This window comes from Streptomyces sp. NPDC048349 (genome assembly GCF_040651925.1).
Classification (GTDB): domain Bacteria; phylum Actinomycetota; class Actinomycetes; order Streptomycetales; family Streptomycetaceae; genus Streptomyces.
On sequence record NZ_JBEZLA010000032.1, the window covers coordinates 13817 to 32037 of the forward strand.

Genomic DNA, 18221 nt, shown 5'->3' on the forward strand with positions numbered 1-18221 from the left:
AGTTGCAGGGAGCATGGAAGCCACCACCCCCAAGACGTACGCAGTGCTCGACGGCGCGTACTGGCTCGACGCCGCCGACGGTGACTGCTCCCCCTGCGTCCACTGCGCGCTCCTGCACCGGAGCCTCGCGGCCGGGGCCGCGCGGGAGCCCGGTCAGGCCGGGCCCGCCGGCCAGGACGGGCCGTCCCGTCGGGCCGGCCCCTCCGGCCAGGACGTGCCCGCCGGCCACGACGTGCCGTACGGCCAGGACGTGCCCTCCGGCCAGGACGTGCCGTACGGCCAGGACGGCGAGGACGACCAAGACCGGCTGCTGGGCCGGCTCCGGACGGCCCTCACCTGCGGCAACGCGAGCACATTGCGGGCGGTCATGCTCACCTGTTCGGTCGGCACCGTCATCGTGGGGGCGGCCGCGACGCTCCGCCGGTGAGCGGCGAACGGCTTTGATCGACAACGGTGTTGTTGCCTAGCATGTGCACGCCATACGCACTTCTGCGTGCCCAGCCCGACGAAAGCACCCCATGCGCATCAAGCGGATCCTCGCCGCGACGGTCGTCCTCGCCTCCCTCACCACGCTCGCCGCTTGCGAGGACGGCGATCCCGGCCGGTCGGCGACCGTGCCGCCGGGCATCGGATCCCCGTCGGCACCGGCGCCGGCCCCCGCGTCCCTGGCCGAGGCGCAGAAGTACGTCCAGCAGTACGCGTCGTGCGAGAAGATGGGCACGGAGCCGGGCGACAGCCGGCTGCCGCTGACCGACCTCACGACGGTCGGCACGTGGTCGGTGACCGAGCGCGGCGTGTGCACCGACCGCACCGAGCACGGCGAGATCATCTTCTACATGGCCTCGGACATGAAGGAGTTCCAGGCGGGCTACAAGCAGCGCGTCATGGACAAGATCGCCGCAGGCAACGGGTCGTACGGCCTCAACAGCCGGGTGTTCGTGGGCAAGAACTTCGCCGTCACCCCCACCGAGACCAAGACGGCCCTGGCCCTCGCCACCTCCGAGCTGCGCATCCTCACCTGCAACCCGACCTTCGGCGTACCCAAGGGGTACAAGAAGGAGCAGGCGCTGGTCGACGGCTGCGTGCTCAGCGACTTCGTCGGGAGCACGGACGGCAGCGGCAGCCCGAACTTCGAGACCCCGCAGGAGGATCCGGCCGCGGCGGGCGGGGCCTCCGCCAAGCCCGGCCAGCCGGCGCAGGGCAGCCTCGGCCTGCCCCGGGCCGACAGCCTCGGCGAGCTGAAGGCGCTCGTCCACCCGCACACCGTCGACTGCACGAACATGTCCACTGCTCCCGACGCCGTCGCCGTCGAGTCCATCGACTACACGCCGGTCGTGCAGGGCGAGCTGCTCGGGTGGGGGATCAAGGAGCGCGCCATCTGCGGTGACGCGGCGGGGGACCGGCGGGCCCACAACCTGAACTGGCTCGACGTCGTCCGTGACATGAAGATGCTGCAGACCAAGGCGAAGGCCGCCCAGCAGGCGGACCTGAAGGACGACGGCCGCCTCAAGGCCACTGCCAGCAGGCTCCTGGTCGGCCAGAACATCGCCGTCGAGACCAACAGCCCCTCGATCCGGCACGGCCTCTACCAGCTGCAGTTCCTCACCCTGAACTGCGAGCCCGGCTTCAGCGCCCCGGCCGGCTACCGCCTGGAGAAGTCCCAGGTCGAGGGCTGCGTCCTCACCAACTACGAGCGCTGAGGACCGACCGCACCCCTTCGAGACCGCCGGCAGCCCCGCACGAGCCCGCGGTGGATTTCGCACGGCCCCGACGGCCGTACACTCGGCCCATGGGTCGCACACGTTCGACGAGGGAGTGCCCGCCGCGGCGGGCCGCCTTCGCGTGCTGCCCGGTCGCCGTGAGGTCGGCGGCCGCCGGCCCCGACAGCACGGTGCAGGCAGTGGTCGAGGCGCCCCAGACGCGCCGTACCGCTCTGCACGGCCACGGCTAGCGATCTTCCGCGGATCCGCTCCGGCCCGCGCGGCCGGTGCGCCGCTCTTCGCGTACGTCCGCCGCGCCCCTCCCTGCCGGGACGACTGCCACGACCGGCCCCGCCTCCGCCTCCGCTTCCCCGCCTCCGGCGCCGGTACCGGACGGGCGCGAGAACGGCCGGGCGACGGGCGGACGCACGAAGTCACCACCGCGGTCTTCGGCGTGCCGTCGTAGACCGTCGCCCGGCCGCGGCCCGATCGATCGGGTCCCGGCCGCCTCGAAGGGATCTTTGTGAAGCTGAGCGCATTGCTGGCCGGGCAGGAGCACCACGTGCTCCGGGGCGACCCGGAGCAGACACCGATCACCGCCTCGATCACCTTCGACGTGGAGCGGGTCATGCCGGGGTCGGTCTTCGTCGCGGTGCCGGGTCACGAGGAGGGCGGCCCGGTCGCGGTGCCGGCCGCCCTCGCGCGGGGCGCCGCCGCGGTGCTCGTCGACGGCGGAGCGGAGGACCACCCCGGCCCGACGTGGCCTCCGGGCGCGTGCGCCGTGCGGGTGCCGGACACCCGAACGGCCGCCGCGGTCGTGGCCTCCCGCTATTTCGGTGAACCGGGACGGCAGATGGACATGGTGGCGATCACCGGCACCAACGGCAAGACGTCGGTGTCGTACATGGTCGAGTCCGTCCTGCGCATCGCGGAGGGCGCGAAGGTGGGGGTGATCGGGACGGCCGGCAGCCGGATCGGCGACGAGCTCATCCCGATGCCGCGGTCCGTGCTCACCACGCCGGAGTCACCCGACCTCCAGTACCTCCTGGGGTACATGCGCGACCGCGGCACCGGGAGCGCGGTGCTCGAGGCCACGTCGATGGCCCTGCTGACCCACCGCGTGGACCGGACCTTCATCGACGTCGGCGTCTTCACCAACCTGACGCAGGACCACCTGGACGACCACGGAACGATGGCGAACTACCGCGATGCCAAGCTGCGCCTGTTCCAGGGGCTGTGCCGGCACGCGGTGGTGAACGTGGACGACCCCGTGGGCGCCGGCATCCGGTCGATGATGCCGGGCGCGGTGACCACGTACGCCCTCGACGCCCCGGCGGACTACCGGGCCACCGATCTCGTCGTGAGCGCCTCCGGCACGCGGTTCACCCTGCACCACGACGGGCGCGCATATCCGGCCTCGATCCCCGTACCCGGCCGGTTCTCGGTGGCCAACGCCCTCGCGACCCTGGCCGCCTGCCACCTGCTGGGCCACGACGTGGGCCCCCTGGTCGCCGCCCTGGACCGGATGCCGCCCGTCCCCGGCCGGTTCGAGCGCTTCCGGACCCCGCTGGGCACCTCGGTGGTCGTCGACTACGCGCACTCACCGGACTCGCTGGACAAGGTCCTCACCACCATCCGGGGTTTCGCACGCGGCCGGATCATCGCCGTCTTCGGCTGCGGCGGGGACCGGGACACGACCAAGCGCGCCGACATGGGGACCATCGCCGGGACCCACGCCGACCTGTGCGTCCTCACCTCGGACAATCCCCGCCACGAGGACCCCGAGGCGATCCTGGACCAGATCACCCCCGGCCTCGCGGCGACCGGCACGCCGTTCGAGAGGTTCGCCGACCGCCGGGAGGCGATCGCGTTCGCCCTGTCCGTCGCGGGCCCCGCCGACACGGTGCTGATCGCCGGCAAGGGGAGCGAGCCGCACCAGATCGTCGGCGACGAACTGATCCCCTTCAGCGACATGGCCACCGTGCGCGAACTGGCCCACGCCGGGTGAGGAACGGGACTACTCGAAACGGCTGGTGTCGCCCGCCCCCGCGCGGACGATCTCGGCCTCGCCGCCGGAGAAGTCGATGACGGTCGTGGGCTTGGTCCCGCAGTCACCCGAGTCGACGACGGCGTCCACCAGGTGCTCGAGCCGCTCCTTGATCTCCCAGCCCTGCGTCAGCGGCTCGTCCTCGTCGGGCAGCAGCAGGGTGCTGGAGAGCAGGGGCTCGCCGAGTTCGGCGAGCAGCGCCTGGGTGACGGCGTGGTCGGGGATGCGGACCCCGACCGTCTTCTTCTTCGGGTGCATCAGCTGACGGGGTACTTCGTTCGTCGCCCGCAGGATGAAGGTGTACGGGCCCGGCGTCGACGCCTTGATCGCGCGGAACACGTCGTTGTCGATGTGCACGAACTGGCCCAGCTGGGCGAAGTTCTGGCAGACGAGGGTGAAGTGGTGCCGTTCGTCGAGGTTGCGGATCGACCGGATCCGGGCCATGCCCTCGCGGTTGCCCAGCTGGCAGCCCAGCGCGAAGCAGGAGTCCGTCGGGTACGCGACGAGCGCACCGGACCGGATGCTGTCCGCCACGCTGCCGATCGTGCGCGGCTGGGGGTTCTCGGGGTGCACATCGAAGTACTTGGCCATCCGCCGAGCCTACCGGGGACCTGCGTCACTCCGACAACGGCCGGGCCTGGACCCCGTGGGCGGGCACCTGCTGGCTGCTCGAGGGGAGCATGCGGACCTCGCCCTGGTCGCTGATCTCCGCCTGGACGATGCCCGTCTCGTCGCAGTAGACGGGATGGCCGCCGGGGCCGCTGCGCTCCGTACGGCTCACCACGACGACGTCCTGGCCCTCGTCGGCGCCGTCGGGGAACACCAGCTCGTACCGCTCCGCGTGCATCTCGTTCCCTCCGGCCGGTCCGGTCTGGCAGGTGCGGACGGCAGGCCGCCCGCCGTTTCATCATGCGGGTCGAGCGCCCGGACCGCATCGGCGTGTCCTCACGGAGGGTGACGCCGATGCAGGAGGGGTGAAGTGCTGTTAGAATGCACCCGTTGGCCTCCGGCGAGCGTGCCCCGCGCACCCGTCCGAAGGCTTTTTTTATGCCAACTTCCACCTCCGCGCCTGCGGCCCCCGCCACCGGATATCGCGACTTGCTGCGCAACGGCGAGTTCGCCGGACTGTACGCCGGCTTCACCCTGACGGCCGCCGCGACCACCCTCTCGGGCTTCGCGCTCGGCACCGTCGTCAACCAGCAGACCCACTCCCCGTTCCTGACGGCCGTGAGCATGTACGGCGCGACGTTCGCCACCGTCCTCGGCGCCCTGACCCTGATGTCCGTCGCGGACGGGAAACGCCCGCGGCGCACCCTGGTCGTGCTCCAGCTGCTCACGCTGGCAGGTGTCGCCGTCCAGGCCGTACCCGGCCTGCCCCTGGCCGCCCGGTTCGCGGCCCTGCTGGTGCTCGGCTTCTTCCAGGCCCTGGGGACCGGCACCCGGATGGGTCTGCTCGCCGAGATGGTGCCCGACTCGGCCTACGCCCTGGCCCGTTCCCTGATGAACATCACCTCGGGCGGCACGGCGATCCTCGGCTACGCGACCGGCGCCGTACTGCTGCGGTTCCTGACCCCCCACGGGGTCTTCCTGGTCGCCGTCGTCCTGACCGCGCTCGCCCTGGCGGTGGTGGCGGCCACCGTACGGGAGCACTCGATCCGCCTCACCCGACGTCCCGGACTGCGGCAGACCTGGACGACCAACGCCGCACTCTTCCGCGACCCCGCCCGACGCGTCCTGCTGCTGGGCCTGTGGGTGCCCAACGGCCTGATCGTCGGCTGCGAGGCGCTGTTCATCTCCTTCGACCCGGAGCACGCCGGGACCTTCCTCGCCGCCGGATCCGCGGGCATGCTCCTCGGTGACCTGATCGTCGGCCGCCTGCTCACCGCCGACCGGCGCCGCCGCTGTGCCTTCGCGCTGCGGTTGCTGCTCGCCGTCCCGTACCTGCTCTTCGCGCTCCACCCGCCGGTCCTGCTCGCCGCGGTCGCGGTGTTCGCCGCCGGAGCCGGGTTCGCGGCCACCCTGCCCCTCCAGGAACGGCTGCTCGAGCTGACCCCCGACCCGGTCCGCGGCCAGGTCCAGGGCGTGGAGTCGGCCGGCCGGATGACCTGGCAGGGCATCGGCGCCGCGCTCGCGGGCGGCGCCGCCCAGTACCTCGGTGCCGGCACCGCGATCACCGTGCTGGCCGCCGCGTCCGTGGCGGTCACGCTCGCCTCCGCCGTCGGCGGACGGAGCGGCCCGGCGCGAGGCCCCGCCCGGGGCGCGCGTGCCGGGCGGGGCCGTGGGAGGCGTGGGGCTGCCGCTGGAGCGTCAGCCGGTGGGGAAATCGTCCGCGGTGCGGACGCGGTCGCGGATCCAGACGCCGGCCGACGTGAGTGAAGCGGTTCCGGCCCAGGGGCCGTTGGCGTTTGCAGGTGCCCGTGGTGAAGACGGCGCCGGTGCGGCCGTCGTCGCAGAAGGGCCAGTCGGTCCAGCTGGTCTTCCTGGCCGGGCATGCGCCGCCCCGCTCGGCGAACCGGCACCCGCGCCGGAGCCCGCTCACGGCGATACGGCGAGGCCCAGGGATTCCGCGGCCAGCACCTTGGGGGCGTCCTCCTCGTAGAAGACGTCGACCGCCGTGATGCGGAACCCGGCGGCGGCCAGCATGCCGACCGGCCGACGGGTGAGGTGGCACCCGCCCAGGAGGCGCTTGTTCAGCGGCTCGAGCCGGCGCTGCCAGCGGCGTACGCCCTCGTCCTCTTCCGGAGCCAGCCCGTGTTCCAGGAAGTGCAGGGTCCCTCCGGGTTTGAGCACCCGCCGCACCTCCCGCAGGGCGGCGTCGGCATCGGGGATGGTGCACAGGGTCCAGGTGGACAGGGCGGAGTCGAAGGTGTCGTCCTCGAAGGGCAGCGACTGGCCGTCCAGCCCGGCGCGCCGTACCGGTACGCGCGCCGCCCTGACCCGGTCCGCGGCGAGCCGCCAGCCGAGATCGGAGGGCTCGATCGCGGCCACGCCGGTGACGGCCGGCGGGTAGAAGGGGACGTTGTGCCCCGTGCCGAAGCCGATCTCCACGACCTCGCCCGCCAGGCCGGCGCAGACCCTGCGCCTCAGCGGCTTGGCCGTTTTGACCCCGCAGGCGGCGTTGATGATCCGTGGCAGCACCTGTCCGGCGTAGAACCCCATGTCAGTCTCCGTGTCTCGGGTGCAGCAGGCACCGCGGGGCGCGGGCGAGCCGGGGCGTGCGCCCGGTGGCCCGGGCCGCCGATCGGACCGGCGGGGGTGGTGCCGCGCCCCAACGCGGCACCACCCGGGCGCTCGAGACGTGTCAGACGTTGGCGCAGGTGGTGCCGCCGGCCGGGTTGAGCGCCCCGATGACGTTGATGGAATTGCCGCAGGCGTTGATCGGGATGTGGAGGGGAATCTGGACCAGGTTGCCGGAGAGGACACCGGGGGAGCCGGCCACAACACCCGAGGCTTCGGAGTCGGCGGACGCGACCGAGGCACCACCGAGGAGCGCGAAACCGACGGCGAGGGCCAGGCCGGCACTCTTCAGGACACGCGACATGTGAAGTCTCCTTGTACAGACGGAAAGCGCAGCCCGGCTGCGCGCGTCCCCGGACGGGGGCCGCATCTTTGCTTCGGCAGCCATCGCCCCCGGCGCCCGGTGCTGCCGCCCGGATTCCCCCGAAGGAGTGCCCCGGGCGGCGGCATTCGGCGGCATCGGGGGCGGTGTCCCGGAATCGGCCGGGCAGGTCCCGCCGGTGCCGCTTTCGGAGCGGTCGCCGCGCAGGAGTGCCTGTCCCGCCGGCCGGCCGGCGTCAGTCCTCGCCCAGGACCGTCCGGATCACGTGCCGGGCGTTGCGTGCCATCGCCGTGTTCCTCGTGCGGTGGTACGGCAGGGCGATCAACGCCTGGGAGAGCGTCCGCCCGCGGCCCCGGATCCAGGTCGCGTCGTCCACGCCCAGCGCTTCCCGGAAGAGCTCCCGCCCCTCGCGCGGCAACAGGTTCCACGCAGGGAACAGGTCGCAGGCCGGATCGCCCACTCCCGTGCACCCGAAGTCGATCACCGAGCTGAGCCTGCCGCCGTCCACCAGCAGATTGCCCGGCATCAGGTCGCCGTGCAGCCACACCGGCGGTCCCTCCCAGTGCGGGGCGCGCAGCGCCTCCTCCCACACGGCGAGCGCGGCGTCGCAGTCGATGCCCTCCTGCGGCAGGGTGCGCAGAGCCGCGATCGCCTCCCTGGTCCCCGTGTCGAGCGAGGTGAGCGGCCCGCCGCGGTAGGCCCGTGGCGCGTCCGGCAGGGTGATGCTCCGCATCGCCGACACGAACGCGGCCAGATCCCCGGCCAGCAGCAGGGGCTCGCCCAGCGCCCCCGCCTCGGGGTGCTCACCCGTCCGCCACGCGTACACCGACCACGGCCAGGGATACCCCTGGGCGGGCAGGCCGGCCCCGAGCACCTCGGGGATGGGCGTGGGCAGCAGCGGTGCGAGGCGGGGCAGCCACTCCCGCTCCATGGCCGCGTCCTCGGCCCCGCCCTCGTGCAGGGGCAGCCGCACGGCCATCGCGTCACCCAGACGGTAGACGTGGTTGACCGTCCCGCCGGACGAGAAGCGCTCCACCGCCAGCCCGGCCCACTGGGGGAACTGCTCGCCGACCAGCCGCCGTACGAGATCGTCGTCGACGGGATGCCGGTCGTCGGCTATCTGTCCTGTGCTCATGGCCCGCCATCCGATCCCGGGACACCGGTGGTCGTCAAACGGCTTTCGTGCGGCGCGGGACGGGTCGTCGGGACGCGGGGCGGGAGGTGACGGCCGTTCGCGTGGATTTGCGGAGGGTCCGAACTCGGGTGCGGGGACCCGCCGGAATCGGGAGATACCTCTGGTGCATCCGAACCGAGGAGAGGCATGCGCATGAAGAACCGACTCGTACTCGCCGGATCCGCCGTGGTGGCAAGCGTCGGACTGTGCTCGGCGGCCACGCCCGCCATGGCGCAGATCCCGTTGAACCTGAGCGTCGGCTGCGGGGACGTCGCCGGTCTCATCGCGGCCGTCGGGCAGGCGAACGCGCATGTCGACGGGGGCACGATCACGCTGGCCAAGAACTGCGCCTACCGCTTCCAGGACGACTTCGAGGACTCGGGCACCGCCCTGCCGGCCGTCACCGGGAAGGTCGGCATCGTGGGGCAGAACTCGACCCTGATCCGCTCGGCGCGCGAGGGCCTGCCGTACTTCCGCATCCTCGCGGTCGGCGAGGGGGGCCGCCTCACCCTGAAGGGCGTCACCGTGACCGGCGGCCACACCGAGGGCAACGGCGCGGGCATCGCCAACGCGGGAATCCTGCGGCTGGAGAACAGCAAGGTCGCGGGCAACCAGGCGGGCGGGGACGGCGGGGGCATCGCCAACGAGGGCGGCGAGGTCACGCTCGTCGACAGCCGGGTGCTGGTCAACGTGGCCACCTCCGCGGCGGGCGAACCCGGCAACGGCGGCGGCCTCAGCAACAGTGCGACCGGCACCCTCACAATCAAGAAGAGCACGGTCGCCGGCAACTCGGCCGACGAGGACGGCGGCGGCATCCAGAACCACGGCACGCTGACCGTCGACCACGGTGTCGTCACGAACAACGAGGCCCGCGAGGGCGACGGGGGCGGCATCGCCAACCTCGGTACCGCGAAGATCAGGCACAGCAAGATCAACGAGAACTGGGCCGGCATCGACGGCGGTGGCATCCGCAACGGCGTGGACGGGACGCTGGAGGCCGAGAACTCCTTCCTCATCGGCAACAAGGCCGGCAACGACGGCGGCGCCCTCCACAACGAGGGCACCGCGACCCTGAGGAAGGGCAAGGTCGAGGCGAACTCGTCGGGCCGCGACGGCGGGGGCATCAACAACGAGCAGGTGGCAGGGGCGGACGCCGCCCGGCTGACGCTCGAACGCACGACCGTCTCGGAGAACCGTGCGGCCGGGCTGGGCGGCGGCATCAACAATCGGGCCGGGGCCGTCGTGACCCTCACCGACAGCGAGATCGTCGACAACCTGCCCGCGAACTGTGCCGGAACGGTTCCCGGCTGCTCCTGACAGGCACGTCGCGGCAGGTGGAGCACATGGAGCTGCCCCGGGCGGGGGGAAGTGGTCGGATCGGTGCATGAACGATCCGTACGCGATTGACGTCCTGGCCGTGTCGGCGCCGAGCGGCCTCGCCGAGCGCCGCGCGGCCCGCCGCACGGCCGCCGCCCATGCCGCGGACTCCGAAGAGCTCGAGGTCCTCCTCGACATGCTCGGCCTGCACCCCGACCACGACCCCGCCACCACCGGCGGAGGGGGCGCCCCCTTGCGTCCCCGGCGCCCGTAGTCCGGCGCCCCCGTCGCCCCCGTCGCCCCCGTCGTCCCGCAGGGAACCAGGGCGCCAGGGCGCCAGGGGTCCACGGGGCGTCGGCGAGGCGCGCGGCCCGGCCGGGGCGTGCCTCACACGGCGGGGGCCGGGCGGCCGGCTGCGGCCAGGGCGGTCTCCGCGTCCACGGAGGCCAGTTCGTCCTGGCGACCCATCAGGCCGAGCTGCTCCCGGTAGCGAAACAGCGCGTCGAGGAGCAGGGGTGCCCGCTCCGGCTCCAGCGCGTACATGCGGCGCGCGGCGGCGACGGACTCGTTCCTCAGGGCCAGTGCCGTCTCCTCCTGGTGGGCGAACTCCTGGCGGCTGTACTCGTACAGCGCGACCGTCAGCAGGGGCAGGTACGCCAGGGGGCTCACCCGGACGAGAACGCGATAGGCGGCGACCTGCTCCCGGACCGGCAGGGTCTCCGATCCGAGGAGGGCCACCCGGGCTCGCAGGACCGCGTCGTGGTTGATCTTCGCCGTGTGATTCATGAGGGAGATTCTGAAAGCCGCACAGGGGCCCGAACAAGGGCAATCCGCTGTGCTCTCCGTCCTACGAAAACACCCTCTGACCTGTCATGATGGATACGTCTTCACCCCTGCGCCGCCCCCCGGCGGGAGTTCGCGCCTCAGTGGACGGGGCCCCGGGCCTGGAGGTCGCGGAACAGGGCGCGTTCGACCGGGCTGAGGGGGAGCTCGGGGCACAGGCGTTCGGGGTGACCCGGCGGCGGGCCGCCGAGCGGGACGGGCCTCGGCTCGGCCTCGGCGCGCAGTGTCTCCCCGTGCATGTGGAGGGTGCCGAAGGAGATCAGGCCCTGCCACACCACGCCCGCCCAGCGCCGTGCAAGGGAAGGCCGCCTGCCGGGTCGCATGTCCACTGTCACCTCATCCGTCGGAACGATCATGCTTCGGCACGATGCTTCCGGCCCGCGCTGGGCCCCCGCTCGACGTCTGCTCGGGATGCACTCGGGCCCCGCCGGAGCCGCCCGTCCCGTTCAGAGCAGGGCCAGCAGCGCCGCCCGGTCGGTCTTGCCGTTGGCGGTGACCGGCAGGGCGGGAACCGTCCTGACCTCCTGCGGCACCATGTACGCGGGCAGTGCCTCCGCGCAGAAGGCGCGCACCCGAGCGGCGTCCGGGGCGGCCGCGGCCACGCCCCCCGTCCCCGGCTCGGGGACCACGAACGCGCACAGCACGGCCCCGTCGGCGCCGCGCTCCTCGGCGAACACCGCAGCCGCGGCCGTCCCGGGCAGTTGCAGCAGCCGGCGTTCCACCTCGCCGAGCTCCACCCGGTTGCCGCGGATCTGCACCTGTGAGTCGGTCCGCCCCTTCAGCCGGAAGGCGCCGCTCGGGTCGCGGTAGGCGAGGTCCCCGGTGCGCAGCAGCGGCTGACCGGAGCGCGGCTCCAGCGGATCGGCCGCCAGCGCCGCGATGGTGGCCCGTGGGTCGTCCCAGTACCCGGAGAAGAGCGCGGGCGTCCGCAGCAGGATCTCCCCGGTGACGTACGGCTCGTCGACGACGCGGCCGTCCGCGTCGACCAACAGCATCTCCGCGCCGGGGTGGGCGACGCCGATGGACAGGTCGGTTTCGTCCGCGGGCAGCGGCCGGGGCACCTCGGCGAAGGAGGCGGCCATGGACTCGGTGCTGCCGTAGCAGTTGACGATCCGCAGGTCGGGCCGCAGCTCCTGGATGCGGCGCAGCTGCGGCAGGGGGAACTTCTCGCCGCAGAACAGGATCGTGCGCAGCGAGCCGAGTGCGGCGAGCCGGTCGGCGTCGCGGCGCAGTACGGAAGTCCACAGCGACGGCACCCCGTTGACCTGGGTGACGCCCGCCTCGCCCAGCGCGGACAGGAAGCGCCGCGGCCAGCGCACGACCTCGGGCGCCAGCGGTACGACGGCGGCGCCGGCGCCCAGGGCCATGCCGAAGTTCAGCAGCGAGAAGTCGAACTGCAGGGGTGAGGTGGAGGCCACCCGGTCCTGCTCGGTGACCAGGCGTGCGGCCAGCATGCCGCGGTAGAAGGCCACGACGGCGCGGTGGCTCATCACCACGCCCTTGGGGCGTCCCGTGGTGCCCGAGGTGAAGATGATGTACGCCGGGTCGGTCACCGAGCGCTCGGTGCGCCGCCGCCGCGGCCGGGGCGCGGGCGCCCGCTCGGCGTCCACCCCGTCCGCGGTGAAAGTGGCGATGGCCGGGCCCGCCGGCAGTTCCGTGGCCGGGCTCCCGGGATCCCGCAGGTGCAACGCCGGATCCGTCGCGGCCACGATCGACAGCAGACGCTCCCGCGGGGTCTGCGGGCTGACCGGGATGAAGGCGGCGCCGAGGGTGGAGCAGGCCAGCAGCGCGGCGATGGACGCAGCGGAGGCGTCCGCCTCCAGGACGACGCGGTCACCGGTGCCCACCCCCAGCGCGGCGAGCCCCTCGGTGAGGACGCGCACCGCCGTGGCCAGTTCTCGATAGGTGGTCTCCAGCGTCCCGCTAGCGGTCGGCTCGATGACGGCCGGCCGGTCGGGGAAATCCGTCACGGCCGCCAGGAGGAATTCGTGGAGGAATTCCGCAGGTGACGCGCCATAAGGCGGGGACAGTCGGTCGCCGTGGTTCATCCGGATCTCCCATTCGTCCTCACAGTGCGTCAATTGCCGCACTGGACATGCTTCAACAGGTTGTGTAATCGTCTCTCCAGTGGCGGAAAAAAGTTTCCGCAATGCAGAATTATCGATGCTCTTTCGAGAATTGCCGGAGCGTCGGTGGAGCGCCACTGGAAAACCGCTTGAGAAGCGCTGGAAAAACTTTCGCATCACACCGGAATTGGAGGTCGGTCCCCAAATGTTTCAGGCCATTCCGCTTTCGCTGGGCCAGCTGTCGGTCTGGCACGACATCCGGGATCTGCCCCCGGCCAGACGTCACGAGCCCAACAACGCCGCCGTGTGGACCCTCCCCGCGGACACCGGCGTACGACAGGTGCGCAGCGCCCTCGGCATGCTGGCCCGCCGCCACCCCTCGCTGCGCACCCGCTACGACCTGACCGACCCCGACGCGCCGCTCCAGCTCCCCGCCGACGAGACGGCCACCGCTGTTCTCGACCAGGCCGAGGCCGACCCCGGCGACCCGGGCCAGGCCGACGCCGTCGCCGCCGAACTCGCCTCCCGGCCCTTCGACCTCGGCTCCGAACACGGCTGGCGGGCCCGCCTGCTGACGCGCGGGGACACCGCCCGCGCGCTGGTCTTCGTCAAGCACCACATCGTCGCCGACGCCTGGGCGCAGGAGCTGCTCCGCGTCCAGCTGTCCCAGGCCCTCGCGGGCGCCGCCCCCGCCGCGGCCCCGGCGCCGGGCCCGGCCGAGCTCGCCGCCGAGCAGTTCTCCGAGGCCGGGCTCAGCCGGCAGGCCGCGGCCCTGCGGCACTGGGAGCGGCTGCACGCCGACACTCCCCGCACCGCCCTGCCGCACCGGCCCGCCGACCGCGGCACGGCCGTGCAGGCCACCCTGCGCTCGGCCCCCGCCCTGTCCGCCGCCCGCGTGATCGCCGACCGCGCCGGGGTCTCCGTCGCCTGCGTGGTCCTCGCCGCGTACGCCCGCTCCGTGGCCCGGCTGTGCGCCGACGACCAGGCCGAACCGCAGGCCCTGCACGTCCAGTTGATGAGCGCCAACCGGTTCACTCCCCGCTGGAAGGGCCTGGTCACCTCCATGAACCAGTGGGCGCCCGCCCTGCTGCCCCTGCCGCCCGCCACGAATCTCGTCGGCCTGGCCCGCGCCGCCCACTGGAGCAGCCTCACCGCGTTCCGGCACGGCATGCACGACGTCACCGCCGTGGCCCGGCTCCGTGACCGGGCCGCCGCTCCCGAACCCACCTGCGCCTACAACTTCGTAGCGCTGCCCGACAGTGCCCGCACTCCCGGCGCCGCCACCGTGCCCGACCCGGGCGACCAGAGCCCGAGCCTGCGCTGGGAGACCCCGTTCACCACCATCGGGCCGCGCTGCTACGCCCGCGCCGACGACATCGACGGCGTGCTCTGCGTCCGGCTCACCGTCCGCGACCTCGCCCGTGACCAGGCCGCCGCCCTGCTGTGGGACCTGCACGCACGGCTGCTCGCCGAAGGGAAGACGGCATGACCGCGCCCACCACACCCGTACCCGCCCCGGCCCCCGCACCCCGACCCGGACCTGCCCCCCTACCGGACCCCGGCGCGGCGCGCCCGAGCCTGTGGCGCCACGGCGACTTCCTCAAACTGTGGACCGGCCAGACCGTGTCCCAGTGCGGCACCTACGTCACCCAGCTCGCGCTGCCGTTCGTCGCGCTCACCGCGTTCGACGCCTCGGCCGCGCAGGTCGGCACCCTGACCGCCGTACAGTTCCTGCCCGTTCTGCTGCTCACCGTGTTCGCGGGCCGCTGGGTGGACCGCCGCAGGCGCCGTCCCCTGCTCGTCGGCGCCGACCTGGTCCGCGCCGTCGCCCTGGCCGCCGTACCGCTCGCGTGGTGGGCCGACGGGCTCAGCCTCGGCCTGCTCTGCACGGTCGCCTTCGCCGTGGGCTGCTGCAACGCCCTCTTCGACGTCGCCTACCTCTCGTACCTGCCGAGCCTGGTCGACCGCCGGGACCTGGTCGCCGCCAACAGCAAGCTCCAGGGCAGCTACGCCGTCGCCCAGGTCGGCGGACCCGGACTCGGCGGCCTCCTCATCCGCTTCGCCGGTGCCCCCCTCGCCCTGCTCATCGACGTGGCCTCCTACCTGGTCTCCGCGGTGACCCTGCTCCTGATCCGCACCCGCGAGGACGCCCCGGCCCGGCCCCGCTCCGACGAGGACGGCGGACTGTGGCGCCAGCTCGGCGCCGGATTCACCTTCATCCTCAGGGAACCGGCGCTGCGCCTGCTCACGTTCAAGGGCGCCTGGTTCAACCTGTGCGAACAGGCCCTGCTCACCGTCTTCCTGGTCTACGCCGTACGCGAGCTCGGCCTCGGCGCCGGGGCCCTGGGCACCTGCATCGGCCTCGGCAGCCTCGGCGCCGTGCTCGGCACCGTCCTCGCCCGGCGCGCCGGGCGGGCCCTCGGCGTCGCACGCGTCCTGGTCGGCTCCATGGCCCTCGGCTGCGCCGCCCCCGCCGTGATCCTCCTGCCGGACGGCAGCGACCCGGTCTCCCTCGCCCTGATCACCGGCGCCTTCGCGGTGTTCAGCATCGGATTCACCGTCTTCAACGTCTACTTCGTCACCCTGCGGCAGACCGTCACCCCGCCCGACCGGCTGGGACGGGTCACCGCCGCCTACCGCACCGTGGCCTTCGGTACCTTCCCGCTCGGTGCCTGGGCGGGCGGTGCCCTCGCCGAACAGGCGGGCCTGCACACCGCCCTCGTCGTGGTCTGCGCCGCGTTCGCGGCCGGCTGGCTGCTCTTCGCCGCCTCGTCCCGCGTCCTGCGGCCCCTGACCGTCTCCCTCGACTGAGCACACCGAGCACACCGAGTACACCGAGTACACCGAGTACACCGAGACGCGTACACGCGCCCCGAGCACACCCCGCCGCCTTCCCGCACCCGCCCCCTGGAGGCTCCGCCATGCCCGAACACGTGATCATCATCCACCGGTGGACCGACCGCTACGCCGACTACGCCGCATACATCGACCACGGCGCCCACCGCGTCAGCTACGTCACCACCGAACGCGCCGTCCGCTCGCTGCCCACCGACCTGGCAGCCGGGGTGGCCCTGGTCGACAGCACCGAAAACCTGGCGGCGGTCCGCGCCGAGGTCGACGGGCTGGTGGCCCGCAGCGGCCCCCCGACCCGGATCGTCGCCCTCCAGGAGACCGACCTGGACCTCGCCGCCGAACTCCGCGCCGCCCACGGCCTGCCCGGCACGCACCCCGCCGACCTGGAACCGCTGCGCGACAAGCTGGTCATGGCCCGGCGGCTGCACGCCGCCGGGCTGCCCGCCCCCGCCACCGAGCCGGCCCCCGACCGGGCGGCCATCGCGGAGTTCGCCGCCCGCCACGGCTGGCCCGTGCTCGTCAAGCCCCGCCGCGGCACCGCCAGCGCCGCCATCACCCGCCTCGACGACGCCGCGCAGCTCGCCGCGTACCGGCTGCCCGAGGGCACCGACATGATCGTGCAGCCCTGGCAGCCGCACCAGGTGCTGCACGTCGACGGCGTCTACACCGGGTCCTGCCTCGGCGCCTGGCGCGCCTCCCGCTACCTGAACACCTGCCTGGAATTCACCTCCGGCAGCGCCCTCGGCTCCGTCGAGATCGACCACGAAGCGACCCTGGAAGCCGTCGGAGCGCTCACCCTCGCCACCGCCGAGGCCCTGTTCACCGGAGCCTCCGTCTTCCACCTCGAACTCTTCCGCGACGAGCTCGGCGGGCTCAGCGTCCTCGAGATGGCCGCCCGCCCCGGCGGCGCCGAAGTGCCCTTCGTCTGGCGCGAGGTGCACGGCATCGACCTGATGGCCGCCGCCTTCTCCCACCAGACCGGCCTGCCCGACACCTCGGGCGCCGCCGTCGACGACCCCTCGCAGGTCGCCGGCTGGCTGCTGGTGCCCCCGTCCAGTGCCACCCCCAGCCGGGTCCGCGCCGTCAGCTCCCACCTGGGCAACGGCCCCTACGCCGAAGCCCTCCCGGCCGTCGGCGCCCTCGTCACCGGCGGCGGGTACGAGCACGCCGGAGCCCGCTTCCGCTTCCGCGGCCACAGCACGGCCGAGGTCGAGGCCGCCGTACGCCGCACCGCCCGCACCGCCCGGCTCGACACCACCGCCCTCGACCCCGAAGCCCCCGCCCGCATCGTCGTCGTGGGGTGCGGCACCCCGGCCTACCGGACGTACTCCCTGGACGCGGTGGCCGCCCGCGCCGAGGCCGCACTCGTCCAGCCCGCGCCCGCCGACTGGCAGCTCCCGTACGTCGAAGGCCGCCACCGCACCGCCGACACCACGGACCCGGCCGCGACCGCGGCCGCCGTCGCCTCGCTGCTCGCCGGCCACCCCGGCCCCGCCGGAGTCCTCACCTGGGACGAGACGCTGCTGCGCACCACCGCCGGCGCCGCCGCCCGGCTCGGCCTGCCGCACATGGGCCCCGACGCCGTGGACCGCTGCCGGGACAAGCTCACCACCCGCCGGATCCTGGGCGCCGCGGGCGTTCCGTCGGCCGGGTTCCGCCACGTCCGCACACCGGCCGAGGCCCTGGACGCCGCCGAGGCCCTCGGCTACCCCGTCGTCGTCAAACCCCGCGCCCTGGCCGGCTCCATCGGGGTCACCCTCGCCGCCGACCCCCGTGAGCTCGCCGCCGCCTTCGACCAGGCCGCCGGATCGGCCTTCCCCGGCATCACCGGACTCGACGGGGTGATCGTCGAGGAGTACCTGACCGGGCCCGAGATCAGCGTGGACTGCGCCGTCCAGGGCGGCCGGGCGGTGGTGGCCAACGTCGCCCGCAAGCGGCTCGGCTTCGCGCCCCACTTCGAGGAGGTCGGCCACCTCGTCGCGCCCTGGCGTCACGAGACCTGGGCCGACGCCGTGGAGCGGGTGGTCACCGAGGCCCACGCGGCGCTCGGCATCCGCACCGGCCTCACCCACACCGAGCTGCGGCTCACCCCCACCGGACCGCGCGTCGTGGAGGTCAACGGCCGCCTCGGCGGGGACTTCATCCCGTTGCTGGGCGCCCTGGCCACCGGCGTCGACCTGGTCGCCGCCGCCTGCGACATCGCCCTGGGCCGCACCCCCGGCCTCACCCCGACCCGGGACCGCTGCGCCGAGGTCACCTTCGTCTACCCGCCGCACGACGGGCAGGTCCGCTCCCTCGACCTCAGCGCCGCCGAAGCGGTGCCCGGCGTCGAACGGGCCGTCGCCCTGGCCGCCCCGGGCACCGAACTCCTGCTTCCGCCGCGCGGCATCGTTCCGCGGCTGGCCGCCCTGCTGGTCACCGGGGACACCCCCGAGGAGTGCGCCGCAGCGTCGGCGCGCGCCGCCCACGCCGTACGCGCCGACGTGACCCCGCTGGTCACGGCCGCCGGCTGACACCCCGCCACGCCACGCCCGACCCCGTACGACCGCACCACCACCCCGTACGACCGCACCGCCACCCCGTACGACCGCACCGCCACCCCGTACGACCGCACCGCCACCGCACGACCGCACCACGACCGCACGACCGCACCACGACCGCA

At 73.4% G+C, this 18221-nt stretch carries 17 protein-coding genes and 1 pseudogene; 10 read left to right on the forward strand and 8 right to left on the reverse strand.

The genetic code is table 11. The features are described 5' to 3' along the window. Positions 1-13 precede the first annotated feature (13 nt). From AB0D44_RS18790 to AB0D44_RS18805, 4 genes and pseudogenes are all read left to right on the forward strand, one after another. On the forward strand, positions 14-427 hold the full coding sequence (locus AB0D44_RS18790) for a hypothetical protein (protein ID WP_362591846.1): 414 nt from the start codon (positions 14-16) through the stop codon (positions 425-427). A gap of 91 nt (positions 428-518) precedes the next feature. Continuing rightward, positions 519-1700: a hypothetical protein gene (locus tag AB0D44_RS18795; protein WP_362591849.1), complete on the forward strand. Its 1182-nt coding sequence runs from the start codon at positions 519-521 to the stop codon at positions 1698-1700. A gap of 89 nt (positions 1701-1789) precedes the next feature. After that, complete coding sequence (locus AB0D44_RS18800) at positions 1790-1951, forward strand: hypothetical protein (protein WP_362591852.1); 162 nt, start codon at positions 1790-1792, stop codon at positions 1949-1951. Positions 1952-2223: 272 nt separating this feature from the next. Continuing rightward, positions 2224-3702: pseudogene (locus AB0D44_RS18805) on the forward strand (UDP-N-acetylmuramoyl-L-alanyl-D-glutamate--2,6-diaminopimelate ligase); the annotation flags it as partial. Positions 3703-3717: 15 nt separating this feature from the next. Here the strand turns inward: AB0D44_RS18805 and AB0D44_RS18810 are convergent. Together AB0D44_RS18810 and AB0D44_RS18815 are read right to left on the reverse strand one after the other, a co-directional pair. Then, positions 3718-4338, reverse strand: coding sequence for an L-threonylcarbamoyladenylate synthase (locus tag AB0D44_RS18810; RefSeq protein ID WP_362591855.1), 621 nt, complete (start codon positions 4336-4338; stop codon positions 3718-3720). Between the two features lie 25 nt (positions 4339-4363). Continuing rightward, positions 4364-4594, reverse strand: coding sequence for a DUF6296 family protein (locus AB0D44_RS18815; protein WP_362591858.1), 231 nt, complete (start codon positions 4592-4594; stop codon positions 4364-4366). 200 nt (positions 4595-4794) lie between these two features. Between AB0D44_RS18815 and AB0D44_RS18820 the strand changes: the two genes are divergently transcribed. After that, complete coding sequence (locus AB0D44_RS18820; protein WP_362591861.1) at positions 4795-6123, forward strand: MFS transporter; 1329 nt, start codon at positions 4795-4797, stop codon at positions 6121-6123. Between the two features lie 159 nt (positions 6124-6282). Here AB0D44_RS18820 and AB0D44_RS18825 read toward each other — a convergent pair whose 3' ends face one another. From AB0D44_RS18825 to AB0D44_RS18835, 3 genes are all read right to left on the reverse strand, one after another. Next, a complete protein-coding gene (locus AB0D44_RS18825; protein ID WP_362591864.1) occupies positions 6283-6906 on the reverse strand; it encodes a class I SAM-dependent methyltransferase in 624 nt (207 codons plus the stop codon). A gap of 142 nt (positions 6907-7048) precedes the next feature. Next, positions 7049-7288 carry a chaplin gene (locus AB0D44_RS18830; protein WP_362591867.1) on the reverse strand — a complete coding sequence of 80 codons (240 nt, stop codon included), beginning with the start codon at positions 7286-7288 and terminating at the stop codon, positions 7049-7051. A gap of 253 nt (positions 7289-7541) precedes the next feature. Further along, a complete protein-coding gene (locus tag AB0D44_RS18835) occupies positions 7542-8441 on the reverse strand; it encodes an aminoglycoside phosphotransferase family protein (RefSeq protein WP_362591871.1) in 900 nt (299 codons plus the stop codon). A 192-nt stretch (positions 8442-8633) separates the two neighbouring features. On the opposite strand from AB0D44_RS18835, the gene AB0D44_RS18840 reads away from it, so the two are divergent. Both AB0D44_RS18840 and AB0D44_RS18845 read left to right on the forward strand, forming a co-directional pair. After that, complete coding sequence (locus tag AB0D44_RS18840) at positions 8634-9797, forward strand: hypothetical protein (protein ID WP_362591874.1); 1164 nt, start codon at positions 8634-8636, stop codon at positions 9795-9797. Positions 9798-9864: 67 nt separating this feature from the next. Next, positions 9865-10071 (forward strand): hypothetical protein, encoded by a 207-nt coding sequence (locus AB0D44_RS18845; protein ID WP_362591876.1) that lies wholly within the window; start codon positions 9865-9867, stop codon positions 10069-10071. Between the two features lie 113 nt (positions 10072-10184). Here the strand turns inward: AB0D44_RS18845 and AB0D44_RS18850 are convergent, their stop codons facing one another. The 3 genes from AB0D44_RS18850 to AB0D44_RS18860 form a co-directional block, all read right to left on the reverse strand. Beyond that, entirely contained in the window at positions 10185-10583 is a 399-nt protein-coding gene (locus AB0D44_RS18850; protein ID WP_362591878.1) for a hypothetical protein, read from the reverse strand. Positions 10584-10720: 137 nt separating this feature from the next. Continuing rightward, the gene (locus AB0D44_RS18855) at positions 10721-10963 is read right to left on the reverse strand and encodes a DUF6059 family protein (RefSeq protein ID WP_362591881.1); all 243 of its coding nucleotides are present in this window, start codon (positions 10961-10963) and stop codon (positions 10721-10723) included. Between the two features lie 123 nt (positions 10964-11086). Continuing rightward, positions 11087-12688 (reverse strand): AMP-binding protein, encoded by a 1602-nt coding sequence (locus AB0D44_RS18860; RefSeq protein WP_362591884.1) that lies wholly within the window; start codon positions 12686-12688, stop codon positions 11087-11089. 223 nt (positions 12689-12911) lie between these two features. Here AB0D44_RS18860 and AB0D44_RS18865 point away from each other — a divergent pair, with 223 nt between their 5' ends. The 3 genes from AB0D44_RS18865 (at position 12912) to AB0D44_RS18875 (ending at position 18072) form a co-directional block, all read left to right on the forward strand. Continuing rightward, positions 12912-14195, forward strand: a complete 1284-nt coding sequence (locus AB0D44_RS18865) for a condensation domain-containing protein (RefSeq protein ID WP_362591887.1) — start codon at positions 12912-12914, stop codon at positions 14193-14195. After that, entirely contained in the window at positions 14192-15517 is a 1326-nt protein-coding gene (locus AB0D44_RS18870; RefSeq protein ID WP_362591889.1) for an MFS transporter, read from the forward strand. The genes AB0D44_RS18865 and AB0D44_RS18870 overlap by 4 nt, the downstream gene beginning before the upstream one ends. A 110-nt stretch (positions 15518-15627) precedes the next feature. Continuing rightward, positions 15628-18072, forward strand: coding sequence for an ATP-grasp domain-containing protein (locus AB0D44_RS18875; RefSeq protein WP_362591892.1), 2445 nt, complete (start codon positions 15628-15630; stop codon positions 18070-18072). The last annotated feature ends 149 nt before the right edge of the window (positions 18073-18221 follow it).

Coding starts and splice junctions, on each gene's coding strand:
- AB0D44_RS18790 (WP_362591846.1), top strand. CDS start 14: ATGGAAGCCACCACCCCCAAGACGTACGCAGTGCTCGACGGCGCGTAC.
- AB0D44_RS18795 (WP_362591849.1), top strand. CDS start 519: ATGCGCATCAAGCGGATCCTCGCCGCGACGGTCGTCCTCGCCTCCCTC.
- AB0D44_RS18800 (WP_362591852.1), top strand. CDS start 1,790: ATGGGTCGCACACGTTCGACGAGGGAGTGCCCGCCGCGGCGGGCCGCC.
- AB0D44_RS18810 (WP_362591855.1), bottom strand. CDS start 4,338: ATGGCCAAGTACTTCGATGTGCACCCCGAGAACCCCCAGCCGCGCACG.
- AB0D44_RS18815 (WP_362591858.1), bottom strand. CDS start 4,594: ATGCACGCGGAGCGGTACGAGCTGGTGTTCCCCGACGGCGCCGACGAG.
- AB0D44_RS18820 (WP_362591861.1), top strand. CDS start 4,795: ATGCCAACTTCCACCTCCGCGCCTGCGGCCCCCGCCACCGGATATCGC.
- AB0D44_RS18825 (WP_362591864.1), bottom strand. CDS start 6,906: ATGGGGTTCTACGCCGGACAGGTGCTGCCACGGATCATCAACGCCGCC.
- AB0D44_RS18830 (WP_362591867.1), bottom strand. CDS start 7,288: ATGTCGCGTGTCCTGAAGAGTGCCGGCCTGGCCCTCGCCGTCGGTTTC.
- AB0D44_RS18835 (WP_362591871.1), bottom strand. CDS start 8,441: ATGAGCACAGGACAGATAGCCGACGACCGGCATCCCGTCGACGACGAT.
- AB0D44_RS18840 (WP_362591874.1), top strand. CDS start 8,634: ATGAAGAACCGACTCGTACTCGCCGGATCCGCCGTGGTGGCAAGCGTC.
- AB0D44_RS18845 (WP_362591876.1), top strand. CDS start 9,865: ATGAACGATCCGTACGCGATTGACGTCCTGGCCGTGTCGGCGCCGAGC.
- AB0D44_RS18850 (WP_362591878.1), bottom strand. CDS start 10,583: ATGAATCACACGGCGAAGATCAACCACGACGCGGTCCTGCGAGCCCGG.
- AB0D44_RS18855 (WP_362591881.1), bottom strand. CDS start 10,963: ATGCGACCCGGCAGGCGGCCTTCCCTTGCACGGCGCTGGGCGGGCGTG.
- AB0D44_RS18860 (WP_362591884.1), bottom strand. CDS start 12,688: ATGAACCACGGCGACCGACTGTCCCCGCCTTATGGCGCGTCACCTGCG.
- AB0D44_RS18865 (WP_362591887.1), top strand. CDS start 12,912: ATGTTTCAGGCCATTCCGCTTTCGCTGGGCCAGCTGTCGGTCTGGCAC.
- AB0D44_RS18870 (WP_362591889.1), top strand. CDS start 14,192: ATGACCGCGCCCACCACACCCGTACCCGCCCCGGCCCCCGCACCCCGA.
- AB0D44_RS18875 (WP_362591892.1), top strand. CDS start 15,628: ATGCCCGAACACGTGATCATCATCCACCGGTGGACCGACCGCTACGCC.